Source organism: Chitinophaga nivalis, assembly GCF_025989125.1.
In the GTDB taxonomy this organism is placed as follows: Bacteria; Bacteroidota; Bacteroidia; order Chitinophagales; family Chitinophagaceae; genus Chitinophaga; species Chitinophaga nivalis.
On the sequence record NZ_JAPDNR010000001.1, the window covers coordinates 3,712,843 to 3,728,353 of the forward strand.

At 44.8% G+C, this 15,511-nt stretch carries 15 protein-coding genes; 8 read left to right on the forward strand and 7 right to left on the reverse strand.

Features of this window, described 5'->3' with window-relative positions:
• Nucleotide 1: 1 nt before the first annotated feature.
• The 6 genes from OL444_RS15005 to OL444_RS15020 form a co-directional block, all read right to left on the reverse strand.
• Nucleotides 2–1,102: a sensor histidine kinase gene (locus OL444_RS15005; protein ID WP_264732097.1), complete on the reverse strand. Its 1,101-nt coding sequence runs from the start codon at nucleotides 1,100–1,102 to the stop codon at nucleotides 2–4.
• A 664-nt stretch (nucleotides 1,103–1,766) separates the two neighbouring features.
• The gene (locus tag OL444_RS31955) at nucleotides 1,767–1,961 is read right to left on the reverse strand and encodes a class I lanthipeptide (protein ID WP_371878157.1); all 195 of its coding nucleotides are present in this window, start codon (nucleotides 1,959–1,961) and stop codon (nucleotides 1,767–1,769) included.
• A 69-nt stretch (nucleotides 1,962–2,030) separates the two neighbouring features.
• Entirely contained in the window at nucleotides 2,031–2,219 is a 189-nt protein-coding gene (locus OL444_RS31960; protein ID WP_371878156.1) for a class I lanthipeptide, read from the reverse strand.
• A 149-nt stretch (nucleotides 2,220–2,368) separates the two neighbouring features.
• A complete protein-coding gene (locus tag OL444_RS15010; protein ID WP_264732095.1) occupies nucleotides 2,369–2,545 on the reverse strand; it encodes a class I lanthipeptide in 177 nt (58 codons plus the stop codon).
• A 210-nt stretch (nucleotides 2,546–2,755) separates the two neighbouring features.
• A complete protein-coding gene (locus OL444_RS15015; RefSeq protein ID WP_264732093.1) occupies nucleotides 2,756–2,935 on the reverse strand; it encodes a hypothetical protein in 180 nt (59 codons plus the stop codon).
• 72 nt (nucleotides 2,936–3,007) lie between these two features.
• The gene (locus OL444_RS15020; protein WP_264732091.1) at nucleotides 3,008–3,208 is read right to left on the reverse strand and encodes a class I lanthipeptide; all 201 of its coding nucleotides are present in this window, start codon (nucleotides 3,206–3,208) and stop codon (nucleotides 3,008–3,010) included.
• Between the two features lie 296 nt (nucleotides 3,209–3,504).
• Here OL444_RS15020 and OL444_RS15025 point away from each other — a divergent pair, with 296 nt between their 5' ends.
• From OL444_RS15025 to OL444_RS15040, 4 genes are read left to right on the forward strand one after another with little or no spacing between them, the layout of a single operon-like run.
• Complete coding sequence (locus OL444_RS15025) at nucleotides 3,505–4,686, forward strand: lanthionine synthetase LanC family protein (protein ID WP_264732089.1); 1,182 nt, start codon at nucleotides 3,505–3,507, stop codon at nucleotides 4,684–4,686.
• A gap of 32 nt (nucleotides 4,687–4,718) precedes the next feature.
• The gene (locus tag OL444_RS15030; protein WP_264732087.1) at nucleotides 4,719–7,865 is read left to right on the forward strand and encodes a lantibiotic dehydratase; all 3,147 of its coding nucleotides are present in this window, start codon (nucleotides 4,719–4,721) and stop codon (nucleotides 7,863–7,865) included.
• A 13-nt stretch (nucleotides 7,866–7,878) separates the two neighbouring features.
• Nucleotides 7,879–10,068: a peptidase domain-containing ABC transporter gene (locus OL444_RS15035; protein ID WP_264732085.1), complete on the forward strand. Its 2,190-nt coding sequence runs from the start codon at nucleotides 7,879–7,881 to the stop codon at nucleotides 10,066–10,068.
• Between the two features lie 12 nt (nucleotides 10,069–10,080).
• Nucleotides 10,081–10,782: an HlyD family secretion protein gene (locus OL444_RS15040; RefSeq protein ID WP_264732083.1), complete on the forward strand. Its 702-nt coding sequence runs from the start codon at nucleotides 10,081–10,083 to the stop codon at nucleotides 10,780–10,782.
• A gap of 216 nt (nucleotides 10,783–10,998) precedes the next feature.
• Here OL444_RS15040 and OL444_RS15045 read toward each other — a convergent pair whose 3' ends face one another.
• Complete coding sequence (locus tag OL444_RS15045) at nucleotides 10,999–11,592, reverse strand: 2OG-Fe(II) oxygenase (RefSeq protein ID WP_264732081.1); 594 nt, start codon at nucleotides 11,590–11,592, stop codon at nucleotides 10,999–11,001.
• Between the two features lie 470 nt (nucleotides 11,593–12,062).
• Here OL444_RS15045 and OL444_RS15050 point away from each other — a divergent pair, with 470 nt between their 5' ends.
• The 4 genes from OL444_RS15050 (at nucleotide 12,063) to OL444_RS15065 (ending at nucleotide 15,490) form a co-directional block, all read left to right on the forward strand.
• Nucleotides 12,063–12,539 (forward strand): hypothetical protein, encoded by a 477-nt coding sequence (locus tag OL444_RS15050; protein WP_264732079.1) that lies wholly within the window; start codon nucleotides 12,063–12,065, stop codon nucleotides 12,537–12,539.
• A gap of 205 nt (nucleotides 12,540–12,744) precedes the next feature.
• Complete coding sequence (locus OL444_RS15055; RefSeq protein WP_264732077.1) at nucleotides 12,745–13,254, forward strand: AAA family ATPase; 510 nt, start codon at nucleotides 12,745–12,747, stop codon at nucleotides 13,252–13,254.
• Nucleotides 13,255–13,639: 385 nt separating this feature from the next.
• Entirely contained in the window at nucleotides 13,640–14,227 is a 588-nt protein-coding gene (locus OL444_RS15060) for an RNA polymerase sigma factor (protein WP_264732075.1), read from the forward strand.
• A gap of 63 nt (nucleotides 14,228–14,290) precedes the next feature.
• Nucleotides 14,291–15,490: a FecR family protein gene (locus OL444_RS15065; RefSeq protein ID WP_264732073.1), complete on the forward strand. Its 1,200-nt coding sequence runs from the start codon at nucleotides 14,291–14,293 to the stop codon at nucleotides 15,488–15,490.
• The last annotated feature ends 21 nt before the right edge of the window (nucleotides 15,491–15,511 follow it).

The window sequence follows — 15,511 nt, forward strand, 5'->3', positions numbered from 1 at the left end:
TTTAAATCTCTTGTTGTGTCATGGCGGCTTCGCCTGTTATATTCAGGGTCAGCGTATAAAAAAATTCTTTGTTATCAATATGCAGCAGATGCCTGTCGGGGTACACCTGCTCGAGATGTTTGGCCACGTAGGCCAGACCGATACCATTGGATATTTCTTTCGGGCCGAAACGTTTTTTGTTGTGAATGAAAAAGGAGATATGTGAGGTATCTGCTTCCAGTCTGACCGTCAGTGGATGAGCAGCATCATGCATGTCGCCATGCTTGAATGCATTTTCCAGCAGGGTAATCAATGTATGCGGCACGATCCGCAGGTGATGACAGCGGACCGTTTTTTCAAAATTGATATATACACCATTACTGTATCGCATTTTATATATACTGATCAGATAGTCGATATTATCTACCTCTTCTGCCAGGGAAACAAATCCGTCGGTATCTACTTTCCGGAGAGATGACCGCATTATATGTGTCAGCGCTACGATGCCTTCTGCTACCTCGGGATGGGTATCTTCCACTTTATTGTAAAAGTAGCCTAAGGTGTTAAACAGAAAATGCGGATTTATCTGGGTTCTCAGGACTTCATTCTCCAGCTCCAGTTTTTCCTGGGCCAGTTTTAGCTGCGCCATTTCTTTCTTTGTCATTTCGGTGCGGATAATCTGCACCTCCTCTTTTCGTTTAATAGACAATCGGGCAAACCAATATCCGAATGACAGCAGGATAGACTGAAACCACCACCAGGTAGCACCTACACCCAGCTCATAAGGGGTATAATAGGCATAATTTGCGTTAGGTCCCAACCAATGCGGGTTGGCTACCGTTAAAACCAGATAGTGGACAACATTATTCAGCACAAAGGATAACAGCAACAAACCTATATAGGAAAAGTATTTCTTCCGTTCAAAAAAAGCAGGCAATAAAAAATCTGAATTTGAATAAAATAAAACCGCGCAGATCAGAAATATCTGTACATTTTCTATTAACACTATCTCAGGATGCCCTGCTGTAACAGTATATACATAAGTACATTCACTTCCATACAGTACCCATACCATCAGGTGTATCCAAAATTTATATCTGATACCGGTTGTTTTCTTTTTCATAATTATTCGGATATTTTTATTGTTACCGGAGGTAACTTCCTGGCACATTTCACGCTTATCAACATGCGTCCCGGGTAACAGTTGCTTTTCGCTACGGACTGTACAAAAACAGCTACAATGCCAGCTGATAACAGGCATTGCAGGTAATTAACAAGATAGCCGGCAGGAATCATGCAGTCACTTTTTTTAGTGATAAATTCCTTAGGACATTATATTCTTTCATAGACCCGTCCATCAGTGTATCAGGAATAAGTAACTTTTTTTGCATGAGGCAATAAAAAAGAGACTGATTTCTCAAACGGAAAGGGATACTAAAGCTATGAGATGGAAAGGTTTTCGCAGCGGCTTTGTTGGTATGCAAAGCCCCCGTCACTACTATCAGGTTTATTTAAATCAGTTTGGGCAAGTGGTACCATTATCTCTTTTTCCAGGGATAATCTGCTGAGGGTACTGTTCTTTTCTTTCATGGGCTACATAAATGAATGTGTCAGGAATAGCATAAGCGAAAAACTTCGATTAATATAATAAAAATAAAATGAAATAACATGGACGGGAAAAAAAATGTATCGTTTTGCATTTGCCCGGGACGAAATGCCATTTTGTAGGTATGGCGGAACGCAATATCAATACCTTCTACATCTCTGTAAAAGGTATTGAATACTTTTTAAAATGTAAAATCACAGGAACTGCCCGGGACGCGAGGTGGTGTAGGTCTGGTCTTTTGGGGAGGCAGGGTGCAGCTTGTGTCGATGCCGGTTCCATCACCTCCGTGAATTTTAGTCATATCATTGGAGGTAAGCTGAACAATTGTCTCTCTTTTTAATGACAATTTTTTGTCCGTGTTGTTCTTTTTTTTCATAGTTACATAATTGAATTTGTCAGGAATAAATAAAAAAATGTTGTGTACGGGATCATCAAAACCAAAACATCAGGCTAGCTCAGTGGTCGTTGTTGTTCCACCTGCAAAAGATGGTCTGGTCTTAATCGGGAGGCACTTCGAATAATAAGTGGGTTCCCCGTTGCCGCCGTAAAGTCTGGTCATGTCAGTTTTGTTAAGCTGAGCAATTACTTCCTTTTTCAGCGCTAATTTTTTGATGGCGTTGTTTCGTTTTTTCATGGTAAATAATGAAGGGATAAATAAAAGGTGGTTGTAAATGAGATAATAAAATCTGATGTTTTACATTTCCTGCCAATCTTTCTGAAAGTAGGTATCCATACCCGATGCATCCGGGCAGAAGGGTTTGACCTGTTTCCGAAGTAAAAATATCAGTCACGCGCTGTCGGGCCAGGTGAAAGTGTGGGATGCAGTGTTGGTAAACGAGGTCGGAGGCTTGATTGTCCATCTGCACCACCTAAAAGTTTAGCCATATCAGTTTCGTTAAGCACAACAATTATCTCTTTTTTCAGCGATAATTTCCTGCGGGTGTTTTTTTGTTTTTTCATGTGTGAATAATTGAAGAAATAAACAGAAGGTTGTTTGGAGTGATGAAATAAAAGTAGTATGAAATACGATTGTCAGAAAAAGAAATGGACCATTTTGCATTTGTTCAGGACACTATACATTTTTGCCTGTATTATTAATAAATCCCTCCCCGCAGATTGTTTAAGAAAAATAGTCAGTGCAGCATGCCGCACTGACTATTTTTCTTAATATCATAAAGTCTCATCATTGTCGAAACGGGGTTTGTAAGGCCTTGGATGCGGCGCTCCTGGTATGGGGCCGGTATTTGATTCACCACCGCCGTAAGCCCTGGCCGTGTCATTTTGAGTAAGCAGTGTAATAATTCCTTTTTTCAGCAATAATTTCTTGTGGGTGTTGTTCTTTTTTCTCATGGGTAAACAATTAAATTTATCAGGGAATATAGATTAATTTGAATAGTATCATAAAGTGATCATCAGCAACAGTCAGTATTCACGTAGGATGACAGGAGAAGCTACCCTCCCGGATCCTGTTTCCTCAAACGTTTTTGGCGGCGAGGTGGGTACCGTATACGTACCCCCTGATGGATTACCTCCATAAACGTTGGTCATATCATTCGGCGTAAGCCGCGTAATTATCCCTTTTTTCAGCGATAATTTCTTGTGGGTGTTGTTCTTTTTTTTCATGGGTAAACGATTGAATTTTTCGGGAAGAATCGGGTTGTTGTGAATTGTGTGATAAAAGTAATACGAACCTGTAATGCCCGGAAAAGAAATGTACCGTTTTGCATTTTTCCAGGACGCAATGTCCTTTTGTCGGTATTTTTGAAGCGCACTGCATTCCGCGGGATAGTCAGGCAAAATACTATCCGTAAAACATCTCCTTTATTTAATTACATCATCCATACCTACAATATATCAATCGGTGTATCATATTTCCCGGAGGAATAGGGCTGTTCTATGTTTGCCAAAAGTATCCGAAGATGATTATACTGGATGAAAATATTGAAACCACTGTCTGGACAGCCCACGAAACAATTATCAGCAGTCCTGTGCCAGATGACTCTTTACTGAATGGGAAACTGGGTATGATACTTTATTATCATTCCATGTTTCTGGCGTATCAGCGCAGTGAATTTGCAGACAGGGCATATCAGCTGCTGGAAGAAATTTTCGCTGGTCTCAACAGCGGGTCAACAGCGTTGTCCGGCGCCTCTCTCGGCAATGGCGCCTGCGGCTTAACCTATGCGGTTACGCTGCTGAAAAAAAACGGGTTCCTGGATACAGACCTCAGGGCAGAATTGGGTGAACTGGATGCATATCTTCATCAGACTGCCTTGCAGGAAATTGAAAAAGATCACCTGGATTATCTGCATGGCGCATTCGGCATTATCTGGTATTTCACGGAACGCCTTCCTGACCCGGTTATACAAGCGTATCTGGAACAGATCATCCATAAATTGTATGAACGTCGCGTAGTCACCGACCAGGGTACCTGGTTCAGAAACTACATTATAGATCCTGCGGAAAAAGAGGAGATCAACTTCAGTTTATCCCACGGCCAGTGCGCTTTTCTATGCATCCTTTGCGATCTGCTGGAAAAAGGTATCGCGGAGAATAAAGTGCGGTATCTCTTAATGGAAGGTCTCCGCTTTATAAAAGGCCGCCTTCAGCAAATAGACTTTCAGCATCAGCAATATTCCTTTTTCCCGTTGAGCATGTCTCCGGATGGCAGTATGCCTCCCATGAATCACCGGCTTGCCTGGTGCTATGGTGATCTTAACGAAGCCCTCCTGTTCTACAAAGCCGGTCATCTGCTGCATGATCAGCATATGATAAAATTCGCTGACCTGATTGGCAGTACCTCTATCATGCGACAGAATACGGAGGCTACATTATGTACCGACAGCCATTTCTGTCATGGTACTGCCGGACTTGCACAGTTTTATCACACGCTCTACCGGCACACCGGATGGGATAAATATAATACCGCAAGGGAGTACTGGGGCACAGCAACAGCCCGGCTGCTGGCCAGAGATATTGACGCCCGGCTCTTCGCCGGTAAAGAAAACTCCCTGCTGGTTGGTCTCACGGGACCAGTGCTGGTGCTTTCGTCCCTGATCACCAATGAAGAATTACCCTGGACGGGTGTATTTCTGCTGTAATAGCGCGGCATAACATTGTAAACCTATCAAAGATGTCTATTCCCTATCAATTTCACGATCAGCTTATCTTGCGCACCCCACGGCTCCCGTACCATGAGCAGTACAACGAAGCTTATATCCTTCAGCTGATGGCGGATACCGCATTCATGGAAAGCATTTACCTGGCATCGCCTGTTTTATATGAAGCATGCCGGAAATACCAGTCCGGCCATATCACGGACACCAAAGAAATCAGCAAACTGGTCATCTCCCTGGCTAAATACTATTCCAGGATGAGCGCCCGCTGCACCCCCTTCGGATTGTTTTCCAGCTGCTCGCCGGTTTCATGGACAACAGGAGATACCCGCATTCAAACCGACGAAAGGCCCACCGGAAGGCATACCAGACTGGACATGCATTACCTGTGTATACTTTCCGCTCACCTGACTTCATTACCATTTGTCCGGGAGTACCTGTTTTTTTATCCCAACAATAGTATTTATTATGTTGAAGAAGAAATCCGGTATGCGGAATATCAGCATATAAAAGATAACAGGGTATATCAGATCAGTGCCGTTAATCATACCCCCGCCATTACCGGGATACTGGAACTGGCCCGCACCGGCGCCACCTATCAATCCCTCTCGCAAAGCCTGGTAACAACAGAAATCAGTATCTCCGATGCCACCGGATTCATTGATCAGCTGATTGAAACACAACTGCTCGTCAGTGAACTGGAGCCGAATGTTACCGGTGTTGAATATGCCTTCAGTATACTCCATTGCCTGCAAAGAATATTTCAGGAAACAGCCCATCCCGACCTGGCGAAAATGATACAGCTGCTGCAACAGGCGTGCAACATGCTCCGGCAACTGGACGATAATCAGGTAAACGACGTGGCTGCCTATAAAGCTATTGTAGCGGTACTGAAGGAACTACAGGCCCCCTTTGAAGAAAACAAGCTGTTTCAGACAGATCTTATCAGAACCGCCACCGGCGGTGTTGACCAAACGCTGCAACAGGATATACTACAGGCATTTAAAGTACTGAATGCCATCAATCAAGAGGCAGACAATGCTCATCTCAGCTCCTTTATTCAGCGCTTCACCGAACGGTATGAAGACCGGCCCATGCCCTTGCTGACTGTACTGGATGCAGAATACGGTATCGGCTATCCGGAGAATACAGGTCAGGATACCTGTCCGCTGATAGAAGAGCTGTTACTCCCGGAGGCCTCCGAAAATATTATACAGGTAAAGTATAATAAAGTAGAAAACTGGCTGCTGGAAAAATTAGTACAGGCCACTGCCAACGGAGATTATAAGGTAGATATATCACTGGAAGAAACAGACACACTACCGGTTTCCTGGAAAGATCTTCCTGCTTCCTTATCCGTCATGTTTAAAATCATTACCCCTGATGCCGGCAGTATACTCATTGATATCATTGCCGGAGCCAGCGCCACCAATATCCTCAGCAGATTTGCACACGCCAGCGACGGTATCAGCAGAATATGCACTGACATTATTCAACAGGAAGAACAGCTGAATCCCCATGTGTTGATGGCACAGATTATTCATCTGCCGGAAAGCCGGCTGGGGAACATACTGCTGCATCCGCAGTTAACAACGCATGAAATCCCTTATCTGACAAAGGCAGCTGTTGATACAGACCATCAGCTTACTACCGATGACCTGTATGTAACTATTGTTGATAACCGCATCGTACTCTACTCTCAAAAGCTGCAACGGGAAGTTATTCCACGCCTGCATAATTCCCATAACTATAAGTACAAGGCACTTCCGGTGTACCAGTTCCTCTGCGACCTGCAGACACAACAGCTGCGTTCATCGTTGTATTTCAACTGGGGCAACATGGCAACACGGTTTAGTTTTCTGCCCAGGGTGACTGTAGGCCGCGTAGTACTCTTTACTGCCAGCTGGTACCTGAAAGAACCGGCCATACTGGAAATTATTCAACACCTGGAATCTGAAAGCGCCAATGCTGTAACGACTGTACGCGAAAAATGGAAGTTCCCCAGGCATATACTACTGGCCGACGGCGATAACGAATTGCTGGTAGATTTTGAAAACACGCTGAGTATAAGCGTCTTTATTAAATCCATCAGAAAACGTACTGCCATGCTGCTGAAAGAATTCCTGCATCAGCCGGAAGATATTATCACCGGCGCTTCCGGCAGCTATGTGAACCAGTTCATTGCCTCTCTCATAAAAACAACACCGGTATATACTTCCGTCTTCTCTCCAATGGCTGTGGAGCAAGTAGCTGCTACCGCAGCAAGAAAATTCAATATTGGATCATCCTGGCTGTACTTTAAACTTTACTGCGGTACAAAGGCTGCCGACCGCCTGCTACAGGAAATCATCCGGCCGCTGGTGCAGCAGCTGTCTGCCGCCGGCCTGATCGGGAAATGGTTCTTCATCAGGTATTATGATCCGCATTTTCATATCAGGTTCCGGATACAGCTGACGGACAATGCGCACCTGGATACCTGTATCCGCCTGGTGACTGCTTTCCTGGAGCCTTTCCAGCAAGAAGACATCATCTGGAAAACACAGCTGGATACTTATCACAGAGAACTGGAAAGATATGGTATACACACCATGGATCTTTCTGAATCGCTATTTGCTATCACCAGTAATATGGTGATTGATTTTCTGAACATCTCGGAAGGAGATGCGCGTGAAGACTACCGCTGGCTTTGGGGAATGCGCGCAACAGATGAGCTGCTGAACGCTTTCGGATATACGCTTTCCAAAAAAGCAGCGCTGATGGAAACATTGAAAGAATTGTTTGGCAAAGAATTTCGCATGGATAAATCTCTCCGCTCTCAGTTAAACGCCCGATACAGCCGCTACAGAACAGCCATCAGCGCGGTAATGGCTACCGCCGCTGCCGGCAATCCCCTGACGCCGCTTATAGAAAGTATAGCAATACATGCAGCCGCACTTACAGCTACCGGAAGCCGCATCACGCAGTTACAGCAGCAAAACGCCGTAGCGTATCCGGAAGATCTGCTATCCAGCCATATTCACATGTTGCTGAACAGACTGTTTACCTCACGCCAGCGGCTACACGAACTGGTAATGTACGATTTCCTGTACAGGTACTATCATTCACGCTGCTGCAGGATGCAAAAAGAACAACCGGAAAACATGTTATCTGAAATCATTTCCTAAAAGCAGCAGCAAGATGAAAAAGTTCCCGAACTATCTTCAATATGATGAAATGGATTGCGGTCCTACCTGCCTGCGTATTATTTCCAGGTATTACGGCAGGCATTTTTCACTGGAATACCTCCGTTCCCTATGTCATACCACGCGCGTGGGCAGCAGCTTACTGGATATCAGCGAAGCGGCGGAGAAACTGGGCTTCAGAACCTTCGGCGCCAGGGTGTCATTTGAAGACCTGCTGACAGAAGACCTCTATCCCTGCATTGCCTACTGGAACCAGATTCACTTTATTGTTATCTATAAAGTACGTAAGAATAAAATATACGTTTCTGATCCGGGGTTCGGAAGGATTGTTTATACTGCAGAAGAATTCAAAAAAGGCTGGTCTGCCGACGGTGTTAACGGCATTATCCTGAATATTGCGCCCACGCCTGCGCTGAAAGATAGGGAAGAAGAATCCCCCCCTAAAAGAAAACGGGGCGTTCATTTAATAGCATCCTATCTGTTTCGCTACCGGCAATTGCTCACACAGGTAATATGCGGCCTTGTTATTACCAGCCTCCTGCAGCTGGCCTTCCCGTTCCTGACACAAAGTATTGTAGATACAGGCATCTTCCAGCATAACCTGTCATTTATCTACATGATACTGCTGGCCCAGCTGGCTATATTCATCGGCAAAACAACCGTTGAAATACTGCGGGGATTTATTCTCACTCATCTGAATGCCAGAATTAACATCAGCCTGCTGACAGATTTTTACATCAAACTCATGAACCTCCCGCTGGGATTTTTTGATGTAAAGCTGACGGGAGATGTTCTGCAGCGGATTGCGGATCATCAGCGGATAGAGAAATTTCTTACCACCGGCAGTCTCAGTATGTTGTTCTCGCTTATCAACCTCGTTATCTTCGGTATTGTACTGGCGTTTTATAATATACAGATATTTACTGTTTTCGCAACCGGCAGCATACTCTATTTCATATGGATATCATATTTCATGAAACGAAGAGCTATGCTGGATTACAAGCGGTTCAACCAGTTAATTCTCAATCAGGAAAAAAATCTGGAACTGATTCATGGCATGCAGGAAATAAAGTTGCACAATGCCGAACGTAAGAAGCGCTGGCAATGGGAAAGCCTGCAGGTAAAGCTGTTCAGGATTAATCTCAGCGGTATGTCGCTGGAGCAGCTGCAGACTTCCGGCGCGAGCCTTATCAATGAGCTGAAGAATATATTGATTTCCTTCCTTGCGGCCAGGCTGGTACTGGATGGCAACATTACACTGGGTATCATGCTTTCCGTTTCCTACATCATTGGTCAGCTGAATGCTCCGCTTGCCCAGCTGCTGGAGTTTATGCAAACACTGCAGGATGCAAAGCTGAGTATCTCGCGTATCAATGAAATCCATAACAAACCCGATGAAAGCCCCATTGATCAGGAGTACATAAAGGATGTACCGGAAACCGGCGCACTGCAGCTGAAAAACGTATCCTTTAAATATCATTCCGGTGCGATGGCGCCCTGGGTGTTGCGCGATATAAATCTTCATATACCCCGCAACCGCGTTACTGCTATTGTTGGGGCCAGCGGCAGCGGCAAAACTACCTTGCTGAAACTGTTGCTCAAGTTCTATGATCCTACAGAAGGACAGGTCACCATCGGTGATAATATTGCGCTGAAAGATATTGCACATAGTACCTGGCGGGAAAACTGCGGTGCGGTGTTGCAGGAAGGATACATTTTTTCCGATGCTATCACCAACAATATCGCTGTGGGAGAAGAATCCATGAATATGGAAGCCGTGCACAGAGCCGCGCAGATAGCCAATATCCACGACCATATCACTTCGCTTCCCCTGCATTACAAAACCAAAATCGGCACGAATGGTATGGGACTCAGTACCGGACAAAAACAGCGGATACTGATCGCCCGCGCCATTTACCGCAACCCGGAGTTTCTCTTCTTTGATGAAGCCACCAGCGCACTGGATGCCAATAATGAGAAAACGATCATGGAAAATCTCAATCATATTTTCGAGGGTAAAACCGTAGTGGTAGTCGCCCACCGGCTCAGCACCGTACGGCATGCAGATCAGATTATCGTGCTGGAGCAGGGACAAATTGTAGAAACAGGCAATCATCATTCACTGATAGGACAAAAAGGACTTTACTATAACCTCATTCGTAACCAGCTGGAACTGGGAGATTAAAAAAATAATTATATGCCGCTCATTCAGTCAAACGACGGATACCTGGCTACCGGCGAAGTACAGGAAGCCATTGGTACAAGCCCCTCCTGGATACTGCGCCGGGGAAACCTGTACCTCCTTATTGTTATTTTATTGTTGCTGGTGGTTTCCAGGTTTATTACCTATCCGGAAACTATACATGTCACCGTGACGATCAGTCCGGACAAAGCACCGGTACCCGTGAAAGCACCGCTAAACGGCTCGGTTATCAGTGCTTACGTTAAAGATGACAGTGCTGTGCGGAAAGGAGCGTTGCTATTTATAACGGATACGGATACCCTGTATGCGCCGGTTGGCGGCCATGTATTACTGACGACAGACGTTACGCCCGGCAGCAGTATCCGCACTGAAATACCGCTGGCGCTGATCATTCCTGATGGTAACACGTGGGATATACGCCTGTCGGCGGGAGTAGGGCAACTGCACAAAGCAGCCATCGGGCAGCGCGTTACGATTTCGCTGAACAGCTTTCCGGTGGCTGAATACGGGCTGATCACCGGACATGTCAGCAGTATTATTCCGGCAACCGATAGCAGTGAGTCCGGTATATTGGTGCAGCCGGATAATTTATATACCACGCAACATAAAAGTATTCGTATCCTGCACAGGGAAACAGGTCAGGGTGCTATTATAGTCAGCAACGGAAATCTCTTCAGCAGAATTTTCAGATTCTGATCTACCCGATAGTGTATTCCCGATAAGCGTAAAATAAATACGCTTACGTAATTAAAACCTTGTAAAAGCTGATGCTACAAGGTTTTTTGTTTTTGGTGGTAAAGTTGTGAAATGATGTGTGGGGATCCGAAAGTGAGCGTTGAGGTTAGCAACAGCATGATTTAATTGTGCTAACCTTCACTGGCCTTAAATGGTATACAAGCGTTATTGATTGGCTTAGCGCTTCAGCCATCCCGTAATACTCATCCTGGACTTATTCGTCAGCAACACTTCATGCTCCAGCTCACTGCTTTTAAAAAAAACAGTCTTGCCACTGTCCGGATCTATTTGCTGTGCGTCGCCATCTTTGGGGTAAATAGCCAGCTGTCCGCCATCAGCAGGCACCCAATCGCTGTTCAGGTAAATGATCATCGAATATTGCCGGCTATCGTTATTGCGGAACTGATCCAGGTGCTTTTTGTAAAAGCTGCCCGCTTCATATAAGGTGTAGTGAAACTCATAACCGGTGATGCCGGTATAACAGGAGCGGTTCAGGTATACTATAAAAGCATCCATTACTTCGAAGAAAGCATTTTCATGGACGTTGTTATGCGCCTTATCCAGCCAGTATATTACATCGCCGCGAACGGATTTGTCGTGTGCCACCAGCTGCTGGTTACCCGTGCCCGCCGGGAGCATACTCTTTCCCGAATGTAGTTGCAGCAGGTTTTCCTTTAGGTCGCCCGCCAGCTGCAGGCTTAGAAAATTTGCTGAGATACCAATCTTGTTTTCAATAAAGCTGTTGATCAATGTGTCGAATGACTGTTGCAAAAAGGAGTAGATTATAGGGACAGAATTATCCGTATTCCGGTGAAGATAACTGGAAATAAAGGATTTTAAGAGGGAATCGTTAATATTCTTTCAAAACAGGTTAATCGGGTTTGCCAGCAGCTGATAGCCGTCTGCGAGGTGGACGCAGATATTATCTGCGGCTTTGGGGTTGAGATGCCATTTTATTTATGGAGCTTCTAAAGATAGGAGTAATGGCGTATGTAATTCGATGGCGCTCAACTGGCCCTGGCGTATAGTCACGTCGATATCCGGCATTGTATAGTCGTGAATGTGAGTTGCAACCGCGACAGGAAGCCTGTCGGAGTAAAAGTGTGTTTTGCCTCTTCGCAAATAGATAAGAGAGAATTGCCAACCAGACCGCAGTATATTGTATATAAAATATTAGTACTGCTGCACCGGATTTTTGTTATTGGAGATTATTTATATTTGAGATTAAATGATCGACCCGCGTGGATGATAATATTGATTTTTCGTTAATGCTACATAAACATGGTTGGATAACATTTTTGATTAATGTTGATGGTGTAATTCATGAAATCTTGGTTTCCAGTGTACTTAGCAGTCCGGTTTATGACATCACGAACTTGTTACTTGCATTGTTGAATAATGAGGATGAGATAAGCGTCAACTGGTTTGGAGAGCCTGATTGGAGTGTGATACGGGTAACAAGAGGGCATACAGAGCGCCATATCCTATCAGTAGAGGTGGGTAGTTGCATTGACCAACAAGGAAGTGATTATAAAAAAGTTGTAGACTTTAAAATAAAATTTAAGCAGCTTTTGATAATTCTATTCTATCAGTTGAAGAAGAATTATCATCTCCTAACTGAAAAAAGTTTCGCAAATGGGCGGGAGCGCGAATTTTCCTATGAACTTTACAACAAGTTAAATAAAAAGATAGAGACGGATTTCCCGGGAATATTATAAAGTTAGTTTCTTTATATTTGTTTATCATTATCCCGACCATAACGGTTACACATAATCAGGTCAGCAATAAACGCTCATCACTATCAAATACAGACGCCACAAGTTATTACAAGGATACGCGTTGCTCCCAGCGGGATCACGGAAAAACAGGTTAGCATTTGCAAACCCGTTTTATTTTATGGTATTCCACAAATCGAACTAAACTATGAAAATTGCAATAGTCGGTGCTCACCGGGTAGGTAAATCAACCCTGGCGGAAGAACTGCTGATGAATCTTCCCGGGTATACACTTGAAATGGAACCCTACTATCAACTGGAAGCAACAGGGTATGAGTTTTCTGAAGTCCCCACTGCGGAGGATTTTATGGAACAGTTTAACTATTCGGCCAGGCTGGTTTCCAAGAGTGAAGGCAATGTGATATTTGACAGATGTGTTATTGATATCTTAGCCTATCTGCATGCTATCGACCCAGGCAGGAATATTCAATCGCTATTTGAAACAGCTCAAACAGTCATTGCTGACATCGACCTTTTCGTGTTTGTTCCGATAGAAGAACCAGATCTGATACCGGGCCATCAGACAGATCTGCCAAAACTCAGAGGCCAGGTGAATGATTTACTGCATGAATGGATAGCGGATTTGGGTATAGCGGCACTTGAAGTGAGTGGTACTTTATCGGACCGCAGCAAGCAGGTACTCGCTAAAATTGCATGATAGGGCAGCCACGTGGATACGATCTACAGATGGGTTGGGCTTTTATATAGCCATAGCGACTGTATATGCCAACTTGCGCTACCAACGGTAATAGAGACAGTAATTGCCTTGTGATAAAGAGCGGTATGGATGATCTTCATGAAGTGTATGCATGACGAAGTGCTTTCGGCATCATGTGTGGTACTAAATAAACCAGTCAGGTTTACGAAGGATATCCCTTTGATGCCGCCAGTATACACCGCTATTTTCTCTGCATGAAGTATTTATAGTATATAAATACCGGCCCCTGGTCTTTTTTAAAATTCTATCTTCCGCTCGTCAATTGCATTTTTATAGCTTGATTTTTTTTATATTTTTACACTTCAACTAAAATCGGGCTGCAAATTTGTCGCGGAAATCTTCTTATAACGAGTATCAGCTTTTGCGGGGATTGACTTCAGGGGATACCTTGTATTATTCTCATATCTTTAAAGCGTATTACAATGCGCTTTGCCACTATGCCGAAACGATTATCGGCGAGCCTGGGCATGCAGAAGATATTGTGCAGGACGTTTTTGAGAAATTATGGCAGAAGCCATATGCCTTCGAGGATCTCCGGCATCTGAAAGATTTCCTGTACAAGGCTACACGTAATGCGGCCCTTAATTTCTTGAAAGGGGCGCAGCATAGTAAGGAACGCCAGGCCAAATTTCTCCACGAGCAGGAAGAGGGAACCACAGCAGAAGACCACGACATCATCCGCATGGAGGTTTTCCGGGTGGTTTACCGCGAAATCAGCAACCTGCCCGAGCAATGCGGAAAGATCGTGCGCATGAGTTATATGGAAGGATTGAAAAATGAACAGATCGCCGAAATCCTTTCCATTTCTCTCCAAACAGTTAAAAATCAGAAAACCAGGGGTATGAAGCTCCTGAGAATGCGCCTGTCGGCGGATCTAATGGCCTTATTCTTATTATTTTCCCACCATTTGTAATTTTTTTTCGATTCTTTTAGTACGATTGGGATACCATGTTGTAATAATATAAACACATTAGACATGGTGTCTTCTTCAAACGATCCGTTCATCATTGCAGCGCTTATTTCCCGTTCGCAACAGGGCAGGCTTACAGCCGACGAGCAGGAGCAGCTGGATGCGTGGATCGCTGCCAGCGATGAAAACCGGCAGTTATGGATAACATTGAACGATCAGGATGTACTACAGCAAAACGTGCGTGCTATGGCCCGGTTTGACGAAAACGCTGCGCTGGCGCGTTTTCTTTCCAACAAGCCTGTAAGATCAAACGTACACCGGATGCGGTTCCTCTATACATGGAAATGGGCGGCCGCATTGCTGGTACTGGTGTTAGGGGTGTCTTCTTATTTCCTGCTGACACATCATGCGCAAAATAGGGACCTGTTGGGCCGGAAGTCTGTCCGGCAGGATATTCCACCAGGTAGAAATGGCGCCATCCTGACATTGGCAGATGGCACGCAACTGGTCTTGGACAGTTTAGGCGACGGGAGCGTCGCTACGCAGAACGGGACGCAAATTTCGCTGAACAATAACGAGCTTAAATATGATGCTACCGCTGCAACAGGCGCGGTGGCCTATAATACCATTACCACACCTAAAGGTCGCCAGTACCACGTCATTCTTCCTGATGGAACGGAAGTATGGCTGAATGCAGCGTCTTCTATACAATATCCGGTCGCTTTCAAGGGGCAGGAGCGAAGCGTGAAAATCAGCGGAGAGATTTATTTTGAAGTAGCCGCCAGGAGCTGGCAGCCCTTTGTGGTGGAAACCAATCAGATGAAACTGGAAGTACTGGGTACTTCATTTAATGTCAATACCTATGATGACGAAAAAACCATCCGCACCACACTGTTGACCGGTGCGGTGAAAATATCGCCTATGCATACCGCGCAGCCTAAGGTGCTGGTACCCGGCCAGACAGCGGATTTAAGCAGGCCGGATGCATCGCAGGGGGCTACGCTGACCATAACGGAAACACCAGATCCGGGTAAAATTATCGCGTGGAAAAACGGCCTGTTTAATTTCGACGGCATGGATTTATACAGTGTCATGCGCCAACTGGAAAGATGGTACAATATAGAAATACAATATGTTGGAAAGCCGGAGAATGTGATCTTCAAAGGGAAAATGCACCGCCATACCAATTTGTCTGATGTACTGGAAGTGTTGGAAACGATGGATGTTAATTTCGAACTAAAGGGGAATACGCTATATGTAAGATAAGGATAGAACGGCCTATTGCTT

Coding starts and splice junctions, on each gene's coding strand:
- OL444_RS15005 (WP_264732097.1), bottom strand. CDS start 1,102: ATGAAAAAGAAAACAACCGGTATCAGATATAAATTTTGGATACACCTG.
- OL444_RS31955 (WP_371878157.1), bottom strand. CDS start 1,961: ATGAAAAAAAAGAACAACACGGACAAAAAATTGTCATTAAAAAGAGAG.
- OL444_RS31960 (WP_371878156.1), bottom strand. CDS start 2,219: ATGAAAAAACGAAACAACGCCATCAAAAAATTAGCGCTGAAAAAGGAA.
- OL444_RS15010 (WP_264732095.1), bottom strand. CDS start 2,545: ATGAAAAAACAAAAAAACACCCGCAGGAAATTATCGCTGAAAAAAGAG.
- OL444_RS15015 (WP_264732093.1), bottom strand. CDS start 2,935: ATGAGAAAAAAGAACAACACCCACAAGAAATTATTGCTGAAAAAAGGA.
- OL444_RS15020 (WP_264732091.1), bottom strand. CDS start 3,208: ATGAAAAAAAAGAACAACACCCACAAGAAATTATCGCTGAAAAAAGGG.
- OL444_RS15025 (WP_264732089.1), top strand. CDS start 3,505: ATGATTATACTGGATGAAAATATTGAAACCACTGTCTGGACAGCCCAC.
- OL444_RS15030 (WP_264732087.1), top strand. CDS start 4,719: ATGTCTATTCCCTATCAATTTCACGATCAGCTTATCTTGCGCACCCCA.
- OL444_RS15035 (WP_264732085.1), top strand. CDS start 7,879: ATGAAAAAGTTCCCGAACTATCTTCAATATGATGAAATGGATTGCGGT.
- OL444_RS15040 (WP_264732083.1), top strand. CDS start 10,081: ATGCCGCTCATTCAGTCAAACGACGGATACCTGGCTACCGGCGAAGTA.
- OL444_RS15055 (WP_264732077.1), top strand. CDS start 12,745: ATGAAAATTGCAATAGTCGGTGCTCACCGGGTAGGTAAATCAACCCTG.
- OL444_RS15065 (WP_264732073.1), top strand. CDS start 14,291: ATGGTGTCTTCTTCAAACGATCCGTTCATCATTGCAGCGCTTATTTCC.